This is a genomic window from Micromonospora phytophila (genome assembly GCF_023656545.1).
Classification (GTDB): domain Bacteria; phylum Actinomycetota; class Actinomycetes; order Mycobacteriales; family Micromonosporaceae; genus Micromonospora; species Micromonospora phytophila.
Genome location: NZ_JAMOKF010000003.1, coordinates 36,971 through 53,976, shown reverse-complemented (window position 1 = coordinate 53,976; position 17,006 = coordinate 36,971). Strand labels below are relative to the sequence as shown.

Genomic DNA, 17,006 nt, shown 5'->3' with positions numbered 1-17,006 from the left:
ACCGGCAACCCGGCCGGACGTGGTGCTGGCGGCCGGTGGCATGACGGACGCCGACATGCTGGCCGTGGCGCGAGAGCTGACCAACGGACGTTCTAAGCGCAGAGCTTTGCCGTAACCCGAGCCCACTCGGTTGCCTCTCGTGTGGCAGTTCGCGCCCCTGCTGCTAACTGGTACGCCATACTCCTTTTCATGGCCATATAAGTCGGCGTAGTCGCCCAAACGGGTCTGTCGGCTGTTCCGTCCCTTGCGCCAACCGGTCAGGGCGTGCCGCAGGGACCTTCTCGACTGAAGTCGATGTTCGCGTAGCAGGACGGTGAGCAGATCATGACGTCAGGACTCTCGGGTACCAAGGCTTTGGTGACCGGTGGAACCAGTGGCATCGGGAAGGCCGTGGCTACCGAGTTGGCCCGGCTTGGTGCGCACGTGGTCTTGTCCGGTCGGGACGAGAACCGGGGCAACGACGTGGTGCAGGAAATTCGTTCGGCCGGGGGTCAGGCCTGGTTCGTGGCCACCGATCTTCATGACGAGGCCGCCGCGCGCTCGCTGGCCGTTCGTGGCAAGGAGCAGCTCGGGCAGGTGGACGTACTGATCAACAGCGCTGGAATCTTCCCGTTCGGTCCTACCGAGCAGACCAGCGAGGAGACGTTCGACTCGGTGTACGCCCTCAATGTCAAGGCGCCATACTTCCTGGTCGCGGAGCTCGCACCCGACATGGCCAGGCGCGGCCGGGGCGCGATCGTCAATGTGACCACGATGCTCGCCGAGTTCGGCGCTGCGGGGCTGGCTTTGTACGGGTCGAGCAAGGCCGCGTTGGCGCTGCTGACGAAGTCCTGGGCTGCCGAGTACGGGCCCAGTGGCGTACGGGTCAACGCGGTCGGCCCCGGACCGACCCGTACTGAGGGCACCGCGTCCATGGGCGACGCACTCGACCAACTGGCCAAGGGCGGACCGGCTGGACGGCCCGGCTCTGCTGAGGAAATCGCCGCCGCGATCACCTTCCTGGCCAGCGACCGGGCGAGCTTCATCCACGGCGCGGTCCTGCCGGTCGACGGGGGACGTACCGCCGTCTGAGTGATTTCCGACCGTCCGGTCTGCTTCGCGACGCCGCATCGCGGAGCGGACCGCTGGCGGTGGAGCTCGCGGGCGATGTACCGCTTGAGACAGCGGTGGATCTCTCGTGGGGTCTTTCCCTCCGCGGCCCCTCCGCGGTGCGTCGCTGAACGTAGGCCCGGGTTCGAGGACAACTTCGTATGCGGGTCAGCGCGATGGCGTGGATGGCTACTGGTGGGACATCTCCATACGCCAGATCGAGGCCGCCAAAACCATCGTGTTCACCGCGCCCCGCCACGCCCGCGCTTCATGATCGCGCGTCGAACTGTGCGCGGGCCTGAAAGACGCGATCCATGTGTGTCTCTGCCCAGGTCTTGATCGCGACCATCACCGGGAACAGGTCGTGGCCGAGCGGGGTGAGCGCGTAGTCGACGCGGGCCGGTACCGACGCGGTTACGGTGCGGGTGAGCAGACCGTCGCGTTCCAGTGTGCGCAGGGTCTGGGTGAGCATCTTCTGGCTGACGCCGGCGATGCGGCGGGCGAGCTCGCTGTGCCGCTGCGGGCCGCTGGCGAGCGCCGCGATCACCAGCGCCGCCCATTTGTCGGTGAGCGTGCTCAGCAGTTCCCGGGTCGGGCAGCCCGCCAGGAAGGCGTCATAGTCGCGTTTGGCCTGCTCTCGTCGTTGCCCAGCGGTCGTCGTCGCCATGTTCCACCACCTCCGCCAGTGCCCTAGGCACTTCCAGGTACCTACTTTCTCACAGTGCCCATGGATACCTACCGTCATGGTGACCATGACATTCAGCGGAAAGGCACGGCGATGCGCGCAGTCAGCTATGCACAGTTCGGAGGTCCGGAGGTTTTACGCGTGGCGGCGGGCTTGCCGGTGCCGGAGCCGGGGCCGGGGCAGGTGCGAGTACGGGTCGCCGCGTCCGTCGTGCACCCGGTTGACCTCATGATTCGCGCCGGTCGATTCCCGGCACCACTGCCGGCCGGGCTGCCGTACGTACCCGGCTGGGACGTGGTAGGCACGGTCGATGCGGTGGGTCCGTCCGTCGGAGATCTCACTGCGGATGACGATGTCATCGGCTTCTCGCCCTGGCTGCGCACCACGGTCGGTGCCCACGCGGAGTATGTGGTCCTCGAGGCCGCATGGCTGACCGCCGCGCCCACCGGGATTCCCGCCAGCGAGGCCGCGACCCTGCCGACCAACGGCCTCGCCGCCGCCCAGGCCCTCGACCTGCTCGCGCTCCCGACGGGCTCGTCCGTGCTCGTCACCGGCGCCGCGGGCCAGGTCGGCGGATTCACCCTGGCACTGGCCCGAGTCGCCGGCCTGCACGCCACAGGAATAGCGGGGGCTGACGACCGCGAGTTCGTCGAGTCGCAGGGCGCGGCGTTCGTGCCACGCTCGGACGATCCGATCGCGGCAGCGCCGGGCAGCTTCGACGCGGTTGTCGACCTGGCACTGATCGGCCCGTCACTGATGGAACTGGTCAGGGACGAAGGCGGCTACGTGGCCGCCTCACCCCCGCTGCGCCCGGAGCCGGTGCGGGGAATCCGGACGTTCGCACTGGACGTACTGCCGGACAGCAGCCGGCTAGGCGAACTTGTGAAATTGGTAGAAAGCGGTGACCTCCCGCTACGGGTCGCCGGTGTTTACTCCTTCGCCGACGCGGCAACGGCCCACAACCGGCTGGCCCAAGGCGGCGTGCGGGGCGGCGTAGTGATCGTTCCCTAATCTGCCGCACTGGATCAACCGCCCCAACACGCGCTCTCCTGCCGCTGACAATGCGTGGCGTTCATGAGCGCGCTCCCCAGTCGACCGGCGGGAGCCTGCACTGGTGCCGGCCGAGGCACTGGGCCGGCAGCTCACGATCGGTCGGCAGTCGGCGGCCCGGTGCGAGCCGGTTCGGGGGAGCAGGTGGGGCGTCGCTCGTGCGGACCTCCGCCTACCGCCTCTTGCTCCCACCGGTTCGGCTGACGCCTCGGGCGCCCCGGCAGCGCCTGTTCAAGTGGCAGGGTGGATACCTATGGACAGGAAGCAGGTGACTGGCTGGCTCGCGGCCTACGAGCATGCGTGGCGGACGCCGGGGACGGAGGCGCTCGCCACGATCTTCACCGCAGAGGCGAGCTATCTGCAGGGGCCTTACCATTCACCGGTCATCGGCCTGCCGGCCATAGCCCGGATGTGGGAAGACGAGCGCGCCGGCCCCGACGAGGTATTTGAGATGATCAGCGAGATCGTTGCGATCGAGGGCGACACTGCGGTGGCGCGGGTGGAGGTCCAGTACGGCAACCCGGTCGACCATGAGTACCGCGACCTGTGGATCATGCGCTTCGCCGAGGACGGGCGCTGCAGATCGTTCGAGGAATGGCCTTTCTGGCCGGCGCAGCCGACCACCGCCCGTCTCGGTGAAGGCTGAGCGGATGATCCGGAACAGCCATCGTTTCCCGCCCTCCGGGGACTTCCGTGCCCGATCGCGCCCGTGCCAGCTCGTCAAGGCGGCCCCCAACGCTCGCAACGGTCCGCACGCGCCGCCAAACCCCTCGCCCTGCATTTCCCGCTGCCGCTCCGCTGGGCTGCTCCCGGGCCGCTGGGGCGGCCACCCGTGATGGTCAGTACTTCGGGACGAAGCGTGGGCACCGCTCACGGGTCCGGTCGCCACCGCGACTCGCACTTCAGCGCTAATCCATGTTGTCGACTTCCCCCTTGGGAGGGAGGACCTGGCTGCAGGACTGCTGTTGACTACCGGGATGGCAGCCACTGCTTTCGCAACCGATCGTCCCCAGGCCCCTGCGCGACCCGGCATCGGCATCACCGCGACAGGTCGTCTGATGGCCCTGTGCTGCATCGGGTTCGCGGTCGTCAACATCGTCTTCGAGCTGACCGACCACTTCGCCGACGGTCCCTATGCCGAGTATTCCACCGGGATCGCCGTGATGAACTGGCTTGTCGTCGGGCTCAAGGCGGTGGGCGCGGCTGTGGCACTGTTGTCGGTCGCCAGCCGCCCGAGATTTCTTCCTCCGGTGTTTCTGGGCGTGTTGTTGTGGGGAGCGTTTGCGATGCTCGCCGTGTACGCCTTGGGCAGCGTGGTGCAAGCGATCGGCATGGCCTCGGGCCTGGCGGGCAGCGCCGACCAGATCGACCTGGCCGGAGTCGCTTACGTGCTCTTTTTCCTGTTGGTTGCGGCCGGCTACGGCATTTTGGCGATCTCATACTCGCGGCGCTTCGGACTCCGGAAGGGCGTCGTCGTCCTCGGCGCGCTCGGCGCACCAGTGGCGTTGGGTGTGATCCTGCTGGCCGTGCCCATGCTGCTGGCCGCCCTCGGCGTCATGCCTGCGTCCTGAGCCTTAAAGTCCCGCATCGGCTTCTGCTCCGGCACCGGCCACATGCTGCAACTTGTCGAGGCGTACACGCGCGCCAAGCCCGGCAACGTGCTGGCCGCGTACCTGCCGGCGCTGCCCGCCGTCAACGGCAGCGACTCGCACGCCGGCCTCGATCCCAACTTCCCCCGCGACTGGCGGGCCGCGGTCACCGACACCTTGTTCCGGGCCGCCCAGGAGGCCGAGCGGGACAGCGTCTACTTCAACCCGTCGGTACGCGACGGCAAGTCCCATCAGGTCCGCGCGCTCGGTCAGTTCGCCTACTACGACGCCGCGCTGATGCACGGGTACGCGGGCATGCGGGCAATCCGCAACCGCGCTCTCGCCCGGGCGAAGCCTCCGGCTCAGGGCGGCGACGAGCGGGCCTGGCTCTACGCCTTCCTCGACGAGCGGGTCATCGAGATGAGAAAGGAGGCGGCCCACTCGGACACGTCCCGCGTGGACACGGCCCAGCGGGGTTTTCTCAACAACGGCAACTTCGACCTGATCACGCCGTTGGCGTTCGCCGTCTTAGCGACCAATAGGGTGTGGTCGTGCCGATCACGTTTCAGCTTCCTGCAGATCGGGCCGCAGCGGTGACGTTCGCGGTCTCGCCGATGGTGGAGCTGGCCTGGGCATGGCATGTGCTGGTTGGTGCCGAGCATCACCCGGAGCGTGCGGAGTGGGCGGCGCGAGTCCTCGGTGAGTTGCCAGACGACCTGGCCGCAGAGTTGGACGCATGGTCGTTCGCGGTACGGGCGGTCCGCGCGACCGTGCTCGCGGATCCGACACTGCCGCTAGCCTCCGGCTGGGAGCAGGCGGTGACGGCGCTCCGGAGGATGCCTCCCGCACAGTTCGCCGCTGCAATGCTTCGACCGCTGCTGCGGGTGGGCGGTCGATCCGGCGACTTGGCCGACCATCGCGTGTGTGCCGAATTGGTGGCTCTGACGCGGGCGCGGGGAGCGGGGGCGGTGCGGGCGGTGCGACTGTTCCTGGAGAAGCCTGGCGCGGCGCAGGCCGCCGTGGTCGGCCTTCTGGAGAACTGCTGGTCGGCCTTCTTCGCGGATGAGTGGCGCCAAATTGAGCCCGCCTTACGTGGTGAGGTGCGGTCGCGGTCGCGCACGAGTGCGCGTGGCGGCCTCCGCGCCGCATTGTCTGGCTTGTCTCCTGCGATGGCCGTCGGTGAGGACGGCCGCGTCGCCATAGACAAGGTGCAGAGCAAGTCGCTGGCGGTGTCCGAACGTGGGCTGGTGCTGGTCCCCACCGTCTTCGGCACTCCACATGTGTACGTCGCCGACGAGGCGGGCCGTCCGGTGGTGGTGCACTACCCGTTCCCGCCGCCGGAACGTGCGGCCGACCGGCGACTGACCCTGCGGCGGCTCGACGTGCTCGCTCATCCGGCGCGCCTGGAGGTGTGCCGCGCGATCGCGGTCGAGCCCAGGTCAGCGCGGGAGATCGCCCGGCTCTGGCGCCTCGACGAGACCGCAGTGACCAAGCACCTGTCCGCCCTGCGCGTCGCTGGACTGGTTCGCGCGGAACGGGTTGGGCATTTTGTCCGGTACTCCCTCGAGGCGTCTGCCATCCAGACGATCGGAGCCGACCTGCTCGACGTGCTCCGCCGGTGATTCCCTGCCGAAGACTGGCAGGCATTGGCTGCCGGCCAGCGGTACCTCCTACCGTGGCCGCCATGTTGACGCTCGACGAGACGATGCGGCGGTTGGCCGCCGACCGGGACGTGCTGATGGACCGGATCGCGGATCGGACAGAGGAGGAGCTGTCCGCAGGGTATCGGGTGCGTGGTGGTCCTCTCGGTGACTTCTGCGAATCGCTGCGTGATCTGGTCGCACACGTGCTGATGTGGGACGAGATCAACCTCGCCGTATTGGCCGAGGCGCGCCAAGGGCGTGCGCACTGGAGCCTGGACGCGCGCTGGGAGGAGCCTCAGGTCGGCACGCGGCTCAACCGTTCCGGCGTGATGGCTGGGCGGGAGTTGCCCGTGGAACTGGTCGTGCACCGGTTTCAGGTGGTGCGGGGCGCGCTGATCGACGACCTGAGCCGATACGACGAGGAGCGGTGGTCGGCGCCGGTCGATCTGCCGGGCGGCAGATCACGGTCGATGAGTGAGCTGGCGCAGTACGTCATGACCGTCCCAGGCCATGAGCCGTACTGGCATGCGGCCATTCACTTGGGTGAGCTGGCGGCAGCGGCATGACGCCGCTGTACGTGGTGGCGGACATCCATGGTCACCGGTCCGAGTTCTGGGAGTCGCTTCGCGAGGCCGGGCTCGTCGACCGTACTGGGCATTGGTCCGGGGGTGGCGCGCGGTTGTGGCTGCTCGGCGACTACGTCGATCGCGGTCCGGACGGTATCGGCGTCATCAACGACATCCAGCGGCTCGCAGTCTCCGCAACTGCCGTGGGCGGCCACGTCGGGGCGCTGTTGGGCAACCACGAGGTGCAGTTACTCGCCGCGCACCGGTTCGGGACCATGCCCGTTGCCGGGTGGGACGAGCCCGGCGGGTTTCGAGGTGGCTGGGCGCGGTTCGGCGGACGTGAGAAGGACCTGCGCCGGCTGACGCCGCAGCATATTGAGTGGATGACGCATCTGCCTGCGGTCGCGGTTGTCGACGGGTTCCTGCTCGTGCACTCCGACACCGCCCGATACCTGGAACTTGGATCCAGTGTGGCCACCGTGAACGCGGCAGTCACCATGGCCTTAACCTCCAGCGACCCCGCGGCATGGCTGGATTTCTGTGGGCGGCTGAGCGATCGGGGTGCCTTCCGTGACGCCGAGCTGGCGAAACCTGACGATCGCGTATCGATGATGCTGCGCACGCTCGGGGGCAACGTGCTCGTCCACGGCCACAGCACCCTTACCAAGCACTTCGGCGTGGCGCCGCAGGACGTCACAGCTGCGCTGCCGTACGCCGACGACAGAGTCATCGCCATCGACGGCGGCGTCTATGAGGGCGGCCGGATCCTGCTCACTCAACTCCGGTGACCCTAGTACGGCCGTCGCCGTTCGAGATCATGGCTGGAGTTCGAGGTTGAGGCGGCGTGTGTAGTGGGATCGTCGGGCTCGGGCTAGCGGCGGACCTGGTGCTGGTCCAGGCCGACCTGACCCTTTGCGCCCTGGAAGCTCTCGTCGACTGTCCAACGGATGTCGGCGACGCGGACGAGTTGGGCGAGGGTGGCCGGCTTGGGTGTCCAGCAGCGGTAGAAGGCCATTTCACGGGCGGTGGTGTTGCGGTGGATCAGGGGCTGTGTCGGCCGCCGTCGTCGGGGTCAGCGTTGGTGCATACGTCGTCCAGCCGGGCCCAGTCGTACAAGCGTGGGCCCTTGGATCCGGCACCAGCGTTGCGGCGTTGCCAGGCCGATGCCGGTAGGTCGGCGGCGATCCGATCGGCACGAACCCGGGTCTTGCCGTCAAGCGGGACCAGGTGGCTGCGGGACACCGCGAGGACGTAGCCGAGCCCGTGTTCGCGCAGGTGGGCGCGGAACGTGGCGCTGTTGCCGTAGGCCTCGTCCGCGGCGGCCCGCCCCGCCGGAACGCCAGCGTCAAGGGCGGCGGTGATCATGTCCGTGGCCAACTCGCAGCGGGTGGCGAACCCGATCTCGTCGGGCACGCCGGCTGCCTGGCACCGCTGACGGTCGTCGGCCCACGACGCCGGCAGATACACCCGTCGGTCGATCAGGGTGTGTCCGTCCCGGCCGGCGTAGCCCAGGAACACCCTGACCTGGCTGTTCTCGATCGCGGCGGTGCCGGTGTACTGGCGCTGCACCCGACAGAATGTATGCCCTTCTTCAGATCACCGGTCTCGTCGACCACCAGGACCGCGTCCGGGTCACCGAACCGGTCGGCGATCAGTTGCCGCAGGTCGTCGCGGACGGCGTCGGCGTCCCACACCGCCGGTACCAGGAGTTGTACCGCACCCAGTTCGACCAGGAAGGGCCGCCGGTCCCGAAGGAGCGGGTCGCGACCGTCTGAAGGACGTCTTCGTGCCGCCGCCCGCCACGGTCCACCCGTGGTAGGCGACGGCCAAGCCGGGGTCCGTCGTCGTCGCCGGATTTGTCGCGGTCGTCGTCATCGTCGTCCCCGGGGTGCTGGCTTCGTTCGCGGGCCGGTTCGGGCGGGTCGAGCCGCGGCGGACGGCGGCGGCGTTCGTGACCGGGCTGCTGGCCGAGATCGAGGTCAAGACGTGTCGGCAGCTGGCGGAGCAGGCTGGGCATGCCCGGCCGGATGCGATGCAGCGCCTGCTCTACCGGGCGGTGTGGGATGCCGATGTCGTCCGCGACGACCTGCGGCAGGTGGTCGCCGACCGGCTCGGTGACCCGGAGGCGGTCCTGGTCGTCGACGAGGCTGGCGGCCTGAAGAAGGGCGTGCACTCGGTCGGGGTGCAACGCCAGTACACCGGCACCGCCGGCAGGATCGAGAACGCGCGGGTCGGGGTGTTCTGCGGCTACGCCAGCCGGCATGGGCACACGCTGATCGACCGCAGGGTCCACCTGCCGGTGTCGTGGACTGATGACCGGGACCGCTGCCAGGACGCCGGTGTCCCGGACGAGCTCGAGTTTCGCCACGAAGTCCGAGCTGGCCGCCGACATGATCACCGCGGCCGTCGACGCCGGCGTGTCGGCAGGGTGGGCAGCCGCTGATGAGGTCTACGGCAACAGCAGCGTCTTCCGCGCCCACCTGCGCCAACACCGCGTGGGTTACGTCCTGGCCGCCTCCCGCAGCCACATGGTGCCCCTCGACGGCGGCAGGTCCGCCTCCGCGCCGACCGCATCGCCGCCGAACTACCCGCGTCCGCGTGGCAGCGCAGGAGCCGGGTCGAAAGGGCCACGCTTCTACGATTGCCTGGCTCGACGATGTCACCACCGACGCCGACCCCACACGACGCCTCGACCTCGAACTCCAGCCATGATCCCGAACGGCGGCTGCCGTACTAGACCCTTGTTGCGGCAGTCAGGTCGCAGCCGGTGGCGGTCGACGCGTATCCGATGATGTTCGCTTCGGCCCGGTCGCGGGTGATGGAGGTACGAGCGATCACGTGGTAGCCGTAGGCGTCCTCCAGCGCGACCAGGTTGCTCGCGATCTGGGTGGAAGGGGCGGTGAGCTGGAAGTGCCCGAGACCGGCGCCGGTGTCGAGGATCGATCGGTAAAGGCTCACCTGACGGTCGTATAGCGTGCGGCGCAGTGCGGCGTCCACGCGCCGACGACGGGCTTGCGGTGAGAACTCGTAGAGCAGGCAACACAGTTCGTCGTCCGGCCCCGTGGGCAACCCGCTACGGATGGTCACCAAAAGTCGTTCGCGTGGGTCGTTGACGCTGTCGGCGGCTGCGGTGCGACGGGCGTCGAATCGATCAATCGCCTCGGCGTACACCTCCTGGAACAGTTGCTCGACCTCACGGAAGTAGTAGGTCACCGAACCGGTGGCCATACCGGCGGCGTCGGCGATATCCCGCACCCGCACCGAGCCAAGACCGTGGGCGACGATCGCCCGCCGGGCCGCCTGCACCAGATGGTGCCGCCGCTCCTCTTGGTTCTTGGGCCGCGCCATGGTGTGCCTCTCTCATCGCCAGCGAACCTATCGTCCAGCACGTCATCCGCGCTGCCCTGACGGCCGAAGGATACCTGGCCCGCTCTTGACAGCACGCCACCGAAGTTCTTTGCTGTTCCGTACGAATAACTAAGCTCATCACTCGGGAGTGCCCGTGAATCTTGCTCAGCGCCGTCTCCTCGCGCCAGCGCTGGCCGTGCTGGTCGCGCTGCCCGTAATGGCCGCAACCGCCTGCTCTAACCGGACGGGACCCACCGGCAAGCCGCCGGCAGCCGCCGACATGGTCAGCATGACTCCGTCGGGAGATCGCGAGATCGAGTCGGTGCGGTGGCTCCTTGGGTCCGAGCCTTCCTCGATCGACTGGATCTACAGCTACGACTACCCACCCAACTCGGTGCTGTCGAACGTCTGCGAGAGTCTGCTCCGTATCGACGCGGACTTCACCGTGCAGCCGAACCTCGCCGAGAAGGTCACGAACCCCGATCCGCTGACCTACGTCTACAGCCTGCGTCAGGGCGTGACGTTCCATGACGGCACGCCGATGACCGCCGATGACGTGGTGTTCAGCCTCAAGCGGCACATGGATCCGGGCGCCGGCTCGTACTGGGCTACCGCGTTCGCCAGAGTCAAGGATGTGGCCGCGACCGGTACGGCGGAGGTCACCGTGAAGCTGTCCGCGCCTGACGCGCTGTTCAACCAGATGATGGCCGTGGTGCCCGGCATTGTGGAGAGCAAGGCCTACGTCACGGCCAAGGGCAAGAACTACGGAGGCCCGGACGGCGGCGTCGGCTGCACCGGCCCATTCCAGCTCAGCAAGTGGACCAAGGGTCAGTCGATCACGCTCACCCGGGCCGAGAACTACTGGGATCCGACGCGCAAGGCAAAGGCGAAGTCTTTCGAGCTGGTCATCGTCTCCGACCCCACTACGCAGCTCAACGCGCTCACGACCGGTGAGGTGGACGGCACCTACGGACCGCCGGTCGAGGGTCGGCAGAAGCTGCTGGACTCCGGCATCGGCAAGCTGTACTTCGGCCCGACCACCTCTACGGTCAACTTCATCGTCAACGACTTCACCGGGCCGCTGAAGGACGTCAGGATCCGCAAGGCGTTGTGGCTGGCCATCGACCGGGAAGGCCTCATCAAGGCGGCGTACAAGGGACGAGCAGAGGCGTCGCGCGCCGTCGCCGCCAAACTGACCTGGGGTGGCGCTCCGGACGTGTACCGGACCGCGTACGACGCCCTGCCCGAGCCGAAGCAGAACCTCGACCAGGCCAAGCAACTGGTCGCCGAGGTCGGTGCGCCAGCTGAGCCGATCGTGGTCGCGATCAGCTCCAGCCCGGTCTTCGCCCCATTGGCTAATGAGATGAAGGCGGCGGGGGAGCGGATCGGCCTCAAAGTGGAGCTGAAGACGATCGCGCCAGACCAGTACGGGAGTTTGTTCGGCGGCGCCGAGGCCCGCAAGGACATCGACCTCTTTTTCACCAGCTGGTACGCCGACATCGCCGACGCCCTGCAGATTTACCAGAACTGGGAGTCCAAGAGCTTCGCCAACTACGGCAAGTACAGCAACCCGCAGTACGACGAGCTGTACGCGCGGGCGCTGAGCGAGAGCGACCCCGTCAAGCGCGCCGAACTGGTGGTTCAGCTGCAGAAAATCACCGTCGACGACATGGTGTGGCTGCCGATCGTCAACGGGCCGAACTCTGTGTTCATGAACAACCGCATCAGCGGCGCGCCGGCGACGAACGCCTACCTGTACTACCCGTGGGCGGCGCAGATCGGCGGCACCAAGTAATGGGCGCGGCGGCCAGCATCCCCCGGTTCGTCGCTGGACGGGTCGGCGGGCTCCTGCTCACCGTAGGGGTCACCTCCTTCCTGATTTTCTCCGCCACGCACCTGGCACCGGGCAGGCCCGAGGAGTTCCTGCTCCGCGGTCGGCCGGTGTCGCCGGAGGCGCTGGCCGCCGTGCGCGCCCAATACCACCTGGACGACCCACTGCTGGTGCAGTACTGGCGGTGGATCACTGGAGTCTTCACCGGCGACTTCGGCCGCTCGCTGCAGTTCCGCCAGGATGTCGGCGGGCTGCTGGCGTCGCGACTACCGACCACGCTGCTGCTGGTCGGCTACGCCAGTCTGATGATCGTGCTGGTCGGGCTGCTGCTCGGGGTGGTGGCCGCGCTGCGCCCCGGCAAGCTGGATCGATCGATCATGCTGATCAGCACTGTCGCGGCGGCCACCCCAGGCTTCGTCGCGGTCATTCCACTCAGCGCGGTTTTCGCCGTCGGGCTCGGCTGGTTCCCGGTTTTCGGCAACGGCGAGGGCCTGCTCGACCGGCTCTGGCACCTGACCCTGCCTGCGGTGGCGGTCGCCGTATCCGTGGTGGGCCTGCTTGCGCGAGTCACCCGTTCGGCGATGCTCGCCGAACTGTCACGCGAGCACGTGGAGGTGGCGCGGTCGCGAGGCTTGCCGTTCGGCTCGGTGGTGCGCCGCCACGCGCTGCGCAACAGCCTCGGGCCGATCACCACCCTCAGCGGCCTGATCGTGGCCGGGCTGTTCGTGGCCACGTTCGTGATCGAGGTGGCCTTCGGCCTGTCGGGCCTCGGGTCGTTACTGGTCACCGCCGTGCAAGCCAAGGATTTCCCGGTGGTGCAGGCGATCACGATGATCGGAGTGCTGGCGTTCGTGGTGACGAATCTGCTGGTCGACCTGCTATACCCGCTGATCGACCCACGGGTCAGCCTCCGTGCCGGAGTGGCCCGATGACGGCGGCCTCCGCCACGCCCGGGCTGATCCGACGGCGTGTGGGCCGGCTGCGAACCGGCGCGCTCGGTGGCTGGCTGAACATCGTCGCGCTCGCCGTCCTGACTGTCTTCGTCCTCGCAGCGGTCTTCGCCGATGTCGTCTCACCGGTCGGGCCCAACGACGTCTCGCTGTCCGACACTCTCGCGCCCATCAGCGGTGAGCACCTGTTGGGCGCGGACCAATCCGGCCGGGACACGTTGTCGCGGCTGATCTACGGCGCGCGCGGCAGCTTGCTCGGGCCGCTGGCGGTGGTGGCCGGATCCACCCTGCTCGGCACCGCGTTCGGCGTCTGGGCAGCGTGGCGGGGCGGCGTCGTGGACTGGTTGATCTCCCGCTCGACGGAGGTCGTCTTCGCCTTCCCGGGCCTGCTGCTGGCCATCCTCGCGGTCGCGATGATCGGGCCGGGGTTGACCGCCCCCGTGGTGGCCATGGTCATCGCCTACACCCCGTACATTGCCCGGCTGAGCCGGTCGGCGGCGCTGCAGGAAGCGGCGAAACCCTACATCGCTGCCTACCGGGTGCAGGGCTTCTCCTCGCTCACCATCGTGGCTCGGCACCTCGTGCCCAATATCGTGCCGTTGCTGCTGGCCCAGTCGACGCTCAACTTCGGCTACGCCTTGCTGGACCTGGCCGCGTTGTCGTATCTCGGCTTCGGTGTTCAGCCGCCAACCCCGGACTGGGGCACCATGATCCGGGAGAATCAGCAAGCCGTCCTCGAAGGCGTCTGGCAGCCCTCCCTCGTGCCCGGCGTCTGCATCGTGCTGGTCGTCGTCGCGTTCACCACCCTCGGCGAGGCGATCGCCGATCGGGTCGCCCGACGGGACGTGCCATGACCGCCCTTGCCATCAACAACCTCACCGTCGAACTGCCCGCTGTCGCGCGCCGCCCCCTTGTCGCCGATGTGACCCTGCAGGTGGGTGCAGGCGAGGTGGTCGGGCTGGTCGGCGAATCCGGCTCTGGCAAGAGCGTCACCGCTCGCGCCGCTCTCGGATTGTTCCCGCCGTCGGCGCAGGTGACCGGGTCGGTCCGAGTCGCCGGCACCGAGGTCGTCGGATTGACCGGGCAGGCACTGCGACGGTTGCGCGCCGAGCAGGTGGCGATGGTCTTCCAGGACCCTCGCGCCTCGATCAACCCGCTACGCCGTGTCGGGGACTTTCTCACCGAGGCGCTGCGGGCCAACCGTGGATGGTCGAAGGCGAAGGCGTTGACGCGAGCCGTCGAGCTGCTCACTGAGGTCGGCATCGCCCAACCCGGGGTAGCGGTGCGCAAGTATCCCCATCAGTTCTCCGGCGGCATGCTGCAGCGGGTCATGATCGCCTCCGCGTTGGCCGTCGAGCCGGTGCTGCTGCTCGCCGACGAACCCACCACCGCGCTTGACGTGACCACGCAGGCAGAGATCCTGGCGACCCTGCTTTCCGCGCAGGCCGAGCGCGCCATGGCGATGCTCTTCGTCACTCACGACCTGGAGCTGGCGGCGACCATCTGCGACCGCATCGCCGTCATGTACGCCGGGCGCATCGTCGAAGAGCAGCCCGCGCAGCGACTGTTCGACGCACCTCAGCACCCGTACACCCGGGGCCTGCTGACCGCGACTCCGAAACTGCCGGCTGGTGGCGACGCTGCCTCGTCGGATGTTGCCCCGCTGGTGCCAGTGGCGGGCCGTCCGCTGAGCCTGGCGGAAAACCCGGCGGGCTGCGCCTTTGCGCCGCGCTGCCCGATCGTGGTCGATGACTGCGCCGCTGCCACGCCGGTCACCCGGGTGCGCGACGGCGCCTCGGTGGCCTGCCACCGGGCCGACGAGCTGATCGGGAGAGACGCGTGAGCCTGCAGGTAGCCGGACTGTCGAAACGCTACGGCCCGCTGCTGGCGGTCGACGACGTCACCTTCACCGTCGAGGACGGCGGGGCGTTGGGACTGGTCGGGGAGTCAGGTTCGGGCAAGACGACGACCGCCCGGATCATCGCCGGCCTGGAACGCGCCGATGCCGGAACCGTCATGGTCGACGGGGCGGACCGCGCTGGACCCGCGCGAGGACGGGGGCAGCGGCTCAACCGAGCCCGGCAGATACAGATGGTGTTCCAGGACCCGTACCTGTCATTGGACCCGCGGCTGACCACGACCGAGGCTCTCGGTGAGATCGTCGCGCTGCACGAGCCGGGCAGCCGGCACAGCCGCCGGCACCGGGTGGCGGAGCTGCTCGACCAGGTCGGGCTGGGACAGCGCGAGGCCGCCGCGCTGCCGCGACAACTGTCCGGCGGTCAGCGTCAGCGAGTGGCCATCGCCCGGACACTGGCCGCCCGACCTCGGCTGCTGATCCTCGACGAGGCGGTCGCCGCGTTGGATGTCTCGATCCAGGCGCAGATTCTCAACCTGCTCATCGACCTACGCCGGCAGACCGGCATCGGCTACCTCTTCGTCTCACACGACCTGGCCGTCGTCCGCTACGTCACCGAGCAGGTTGCGGTCATGCACAGCGGGCGGATCGTGGAGCAGGGGGCAACACATGAGGTGCTCGCCCGTCCGCAGCACGCGTACACCCGGTTGTTGCTCGCCTCCGTGCCCCGACGCGGTTGGGATCCCGCGGCCGTTTCCCGCGCCCGCCGCGACCTTCACGACACCACCTCTGACAAGGAGACCGTATGACTGCCGGCACCGATTCCCCGGCGCTCACCTCGGCTGGACACCTGCGCGCCAGGGCCGTCGGCATACCGTTCGCCGGCACACCCGGGCCCCATAACGCCATCACCGACGTCGCCGGCGTAGAGGTGGGCATGCAGACGCTCATCCACGGCGAGGGCCCACTGCGGGTCGGGTCCGGGCCGGTGCGTACCGGCGTGACCGCGATCCTTCCCCGAGGCCGTGCCGGAGTCGGTGACGCCTGCGCCGCCGGGGTATATGCGTTCAACGGCAACGGCGAGATGACAGGCACCGCATGGATCCAGGAGACCGGCTCCCTGAATCTGCCGATCCTGCTGACCAACTCCCACGCGATCGGCGCCTGTCATCGAGGCGTGATCGACTGGCTGGTGCGGGACCGGCCCGATCTCGCCCGAGCCTGGCTGATGCCGGTGGTCGCCGAGACCTACGACGGCTACCTGAACGATATAAACGGTGACCATGTCACGCCGGCCACCGCGGTCGCCGCTCTCGACGTCGCCGCCGGCGGAGCGGTGGCGGAGGGTTCGGTGGGTGGCGGTACCGGCATGAACTGCTACGGATACAAGGGTGGCACCGGCACAGCGTCGCGGATGATCACCTTCGGCGGCCTTGAATACACCGTCGGCGTTCTGGTGCAGGCCAACTTCGGTGCCCGGCACGAGTTGACCATCGCCGGCGTACCGCTCGGTCAGGCGCTGCGGGACGAGGATCCGCTGGGCGACCCCACTCGTTGGGCGCCACCCGCCGGCGCCGGGTCGATCATCGCCGTCGTCGCCACCGACGCGCCCCTGCTGCCCGGGCAGTGTGCCGCGCTGACCCGGCGGGTACCGCTTGGCCTGGCCCGCACCGGCACGACGGGGTCGCACTTCTCCGGCGACTTGTTCCTCGCCTTTTCCACCGCCAACCCCGGGGCCCTCGCCAGCCACTACCCCGACCCCGACCGGGAGAAGATGGCCACGCTGCATTTCGTGCCGTGGGGCTACACGGACCGCTTCTATGAGGCGACAGTGCAGGCGGTGGAAGAGGCGGTAATCAACGCAATGGTCGGTAACACCGAGATGACCGGCCGGGACGGCAACCGCATACCGGCGCTGCCGCACAATCGTGTGGCCGAACTCCTGTCCACCCGCGGCGTACTGTGAGCTGATGTCGCAGGCGGTGCTGGCAGCTGCGATCCATGCCGCCGTGACCGACGAGGAGATCATCCAGCGGACCCGCGAGCAACCCCTTGATCGTTGGTCTCCACAGCGATGCCGTCCGCTCGCAGGACGTCGAAGGCAAACCTCACCTCTTCGATAGATCCTCGACGTCCGGCAGGGGCAGTGAAGCGAACAGGCCGAAGCGGTCAGGGTGTGCCTTGACCAGATCTCGGCCCCCACGGGCAACCCAGCCTCGATCAGCTGCGCCAGGCGCTCGCAGCAGCGACGCCGCCGCGCTGGTCCCGCTCCTGGCGGCCACCCACGAGCACTGGCCGGCGGGCACGTCGCGCTCGCCGACCAGGTGGCCGCCGTCACCCGGCACACCACGCGCGTACGCCAGGAGAGCCAGCCCAGCCGCACGCGAGCGCGAGAGCCAC

Annotated in this window: 17 protein-coding genes and 2 pseudogenes; 15 read left to right on the top strand and 4 right to left on the bottom strand. The window is 68.5% G+C overall.

The window, feature by feature from the left end:
* Positions 1-324 precede the first annotated feature (324 nt).
* Positions 325-1,071 (top strand): SDR family NAD(P)-dependent oxidoreductase, encoded by a 747-nt coding sequence (locus NCC78_RS01060; RefSeq protein ID WP_284706195.1) that lies wholly within the window; start codon positions 325-327, stop codon positions 1,069-1,071.
* 286 nt (positions 1,072-1,357) lie between these two features.
* On the opposite strand, the gene NCC78_RS01055 is transcribed toward NCC78_RS01060, so the two are convergent.
* Complete coding sequence (locus NCC78_RS01055) at positions 1,358-1,756, bottom strand: winged helix-turn-helix transcriptional regulator (protein ID WP_250791152.1); 399 nt, start codon at positions 1,754-1,756, stop codon at positions 1,358-1,360.
* Between the two features lie 60 nt (positions 1,757-1,816).
* Between NCC78_RS01055 and NCC78_RS01050 the strand changes: the two genes are divergently transcribed.
* From NCC78_RS01050 to NCC78_RS01020, 7 genes are all read left to right on the top strand, one after another.
* Positions 1,817-2,785 (top strand): NADP-dependent oxidoreductase, encoded by a 969-nt coding sequence (locus tag NCC78_RS01050; RefSeq protein ID WP_250791151.1) that lies wholly within the window; start codon positions 1,817-1,819, stop codon positions 2,783-2,785.
* Between the two features lie 292 nt (positions 2,786-3,077).
* Complete coding sequence (locus NCC78_RS01045) at positions 3,078-3,470, top strand: YybH family protein (RefSeq protein WP_250791150.1); 393 nt, start codon at positions 3,078-3,080, stop codon at positions 3,468-3,470.
* A gap of 331 nt (positions 3,471-3,801) precedes the next feature.
* Positions 3,802-4,395, top strand: coding sequence for a hypothetical protein (locus NCC78_RS01040; protein ID WP_250791149.1), 594 nt, complete (start codon positions 3,802-3,804; stop codon positions 4,393-4,395).
* 15 nt (positions 4,396-4,410) lie between these two features.
* Positions 4,411-5,010, top strand: a complete 600-nt coding sequence (locus NCC78_RS01035; protein ID WP_284706196.1) for a chitosanase — start codon at positions 4,411-4,413, stop codon at positions 5,008-5,010.
* Complete coding sequence (locus NCC78_RS01030) at positions 4,965-6,035, top strand: ArsR/SmtB family transcription factor (protein WP_250791148.1); 1,071 nt, start codon at positions 4,965-4,967, stop codon at positions 6,033-6,035. The genes NCC78_RS01035 and NCC78_RS01030 overlap by 46 nt, the downstream gene beginning before the upstream one ends.
* 62 nt (positions 6,036-6,097) lie before the next feature.
* On the top strand, positions 6,098-6,622 hold the full coding sequence (locus NCC78_RS01025; protein WP_250791147.1) for a DinB family protein: 525 nt from the start codon (positions 6,098-6,100) through the stop codon (positions 6,620-6,622).
* Positions 6,619-7,410, top strand: a complete 792-nt coding sequence (locus NCC78_RS01020; protein WP_250791146.1) for a metallophosphoesterase — start codon at positions 6,619-6,621, stop codon at positions 7,408-7,410. Before NCC78_RS01025 ends, NCC78_RS01020 begins: the two co-directional genes overlap by 4 nt.
* 83 nt (positions 7,411-7,493) lie before the next feature.
* Here NCC78_RS01020 and NCC78_RS01015 read toward each other — a convergent pair whose 3' ends face one another.
* Complete coding sequence (locus tag NCC78_RS01015; protein WP_250791145.1) at positions 7,494-7,637, bottom strand: hypothetical protein; 144 nt, start codon at positions 7,635-7,637, stop codon at positions 7,494-7,496.
* Between the two features lie 26 nt (positions 7,638-7,663).
* Positions 7,664-8,316, bottom strand: a pseudogene (locus NCC78_RS01010) (IS701 family transposase).
* 194 nt (positions 8,317-8,510) lie between these two features.
* Here NCC78_RS01010 and NCC78_RS32320 point away from each other — a divergent pair.
* Positions 8,511-9,414, top strand: a pseudogene (locus NCC78_RS32320) (IS701 family transposase).
* Here NCC78_RS32320 and NCC78_RS00995 read toward each other — a convergent pair.
* Positions 9,356-9,970, bottom strand: a complete 615-nt coding sequence (locus NCC78_RS00995; protein ID WP_250791142.1) for a TetR/AcrR family transcriptional regulator — start codon at positions 9,968-9,970, stop codon at positions 9,356-9,358. The pseudogene NCC78_RS32320 and the gene NCC78_RS00995 overlap by 59 nt on opposite strands.
* Positions 9,971-10,124: 154 nt before the next feature.
* On the opposite strand from NCC78_RS00995, the gene NCC78_RS00990 reads away from it, so the two are divergent.
* The 6 genes from NCC78_RS00990 to NCC78_RS00965 are packed head-to-tail and all read left to right on the top strand — an operon-like array spanning position 10,125 to position 16,572.
* Positions 10,125-11,765, top strand: a complete 1,641-nt coding sequence (locus NCC78_RS00990) for an ABC transporter substrate-binding protein (RefSeq protein ID WP_250791141.1) — start codon at positions 10,125-10,127, stop codon at positions 11,763-11,765.
* On the top strand, positions 11,735-12,733 hold the full coding sequence (locus tag NCC78_RS00985; protein WP_250791140.1) for an ABC transporter permease: 999 nt from the start codon (positions 11,735-11,737) through the stop codon (positions 12,731-12,733). Before NCC78_RS00990 ends, NCC78_RS00985 begins: the two co-directional genes overlap by 31 nt.
* On the top strand, positions 12,730-13,605 hold the full coding sequence (locus tag NCC78_RS00980; RefSeq protein WP_250791139.1) for an ABC transporter permease: 876 nt from the start codon (positions 12,730-12,732) through the stop codon (positions 13,603-13,605). The genes NCC78_RS00985 and NCC78_RS00980 overlap by 4 nt, the downstream gene beginning before the upstream one ends.
* On the top strand, positions 13,602-14,594 hold the full coding sequence (locus tag NCC78_RS00975; protein WP_250791138.1) for an ABC transporter ATP-binding protein: 993 nt from the start codon (positions 13,602-13,604) through the stop codon (positions 14,592-14,594). Before NCC78_RS00980 ends, NCC78_RS00975 begins: the two co-directional genes overlap by 4 nt.
* Positions 14,591-15,415, top strand: coding sequence for an ABC transporter ATP-binding protein (locus tag NCC78_RS00970; RefSeq protein ID WP_250791137.1), 825 nt, complete (start codon positions 14,591-14,593; stop codon positions 15,413-15,415). The genes NCC78_RS00975 and NCC78_RS00970 overlap by 4 nt, the downstream gene beginning before the upstream one ends.
* On the top strand, positions 15,412-16,572 hold the full coding sequence (locus tag NCC78_RS00965; protein ID WP_250791136.1) for a DmpA family aminopeptidase: 1,161 nt from the start codon (positions 15,412-15,414) through the stop codon (positions 16,570-16,572). Before NCC78_RS00970 ends, NCC78_RS00965 begins: the two co-directional genes overlap by 4 nt.
* The last annotated feature ends 434 nt before the right edge of the window (positions 16,573-17,006 follow it).

Bases quoted from the DNA above. Each gene is read 5' to 3' on its own strand.
- NCC78_RS00965 (WP_250791136.1), top strand. From the start codon at position 15,412: ATGACTGCCGGCACCGATTCCCCGGCGCTCACCTCGGCTGGACACCTG.
- NCC78_RS01045 (WP_250791150.1), top strand. From the start codon at position 3,078: ATGGACAGGAAGCAGGTGACTGGCTGGCTCGCGGCCTACGAGCATGCG.
- NCC78_RS01055 (WP_250791152.1), bottom strand. From the start codon at position 1,756: ATGGCGACGACGACCGCTGGGCAACGACGAGAGCAGGCCAAACGCGAC.
- NCC78_RS00980 (WP_250791139.1), top strand. From the start codon at position 12,730: ATGACGGCGGCCTCCGCCACGCCCGGGCTGATCCGACGGCGTGTGGGC.
- NCC78_RS01025 (WP_250791147.1), top strand. From the start codon at position 6,098: ATGTTGACGCTCGACGAGACGATGCGGCGGTTGGCCGCCGACCGGGAC.
- NCC78_RS01015 (WP_250791145.1), bottom strand. From the start codon at position 7,637: ATGGCCTTCTACCGCTGCTGGACACCCAAGCCGGCCACCCTCGCCCAA.
- NCC78_RS01050 (WP_250791151.1), top strand. From the start codon at position 1,817: ATGGATACCTACCGTCATGGTGACCATGACATTCAGCGGAAAGGCACG.
- NCC78_RS00975 (WP_250791138.1), top strand. From the start codon at position 13,602: ATGACCGCCCTTGCCATCAACAACCTCACCGTCGAACTGCCCGCTGTC.
- NCC78_RS01040 (WP_250791149.1), top strand. From the start codon at position 3,802: ATGGCAGCCACTGCTTTCGCAACCGATCGTCCCCAGGCCCCTGCGCGA.
- NCC78_RS01020 (WP_250791146.1), top strand. From the start codon at position 6,619: ATGACGCCGCTGTACGTGGTGGCGGACATCCATGGTCACCGGTCCGAG.
- NCC78_RS01060 (WP_284706195.1), top strand. From the start codon at position 325: ATGACGTCAGGACTCTCGGGTACCAAGGCTTTGGTGACCGGTGGAACC.
- NCC78_RS00995 (WP_250791142.1), bottom strand. From the start codon at position 9,970: ATGGCGCGGCCCAAGAACCAAGAGGAGCGGCGGCACCATCTGGTGCAG.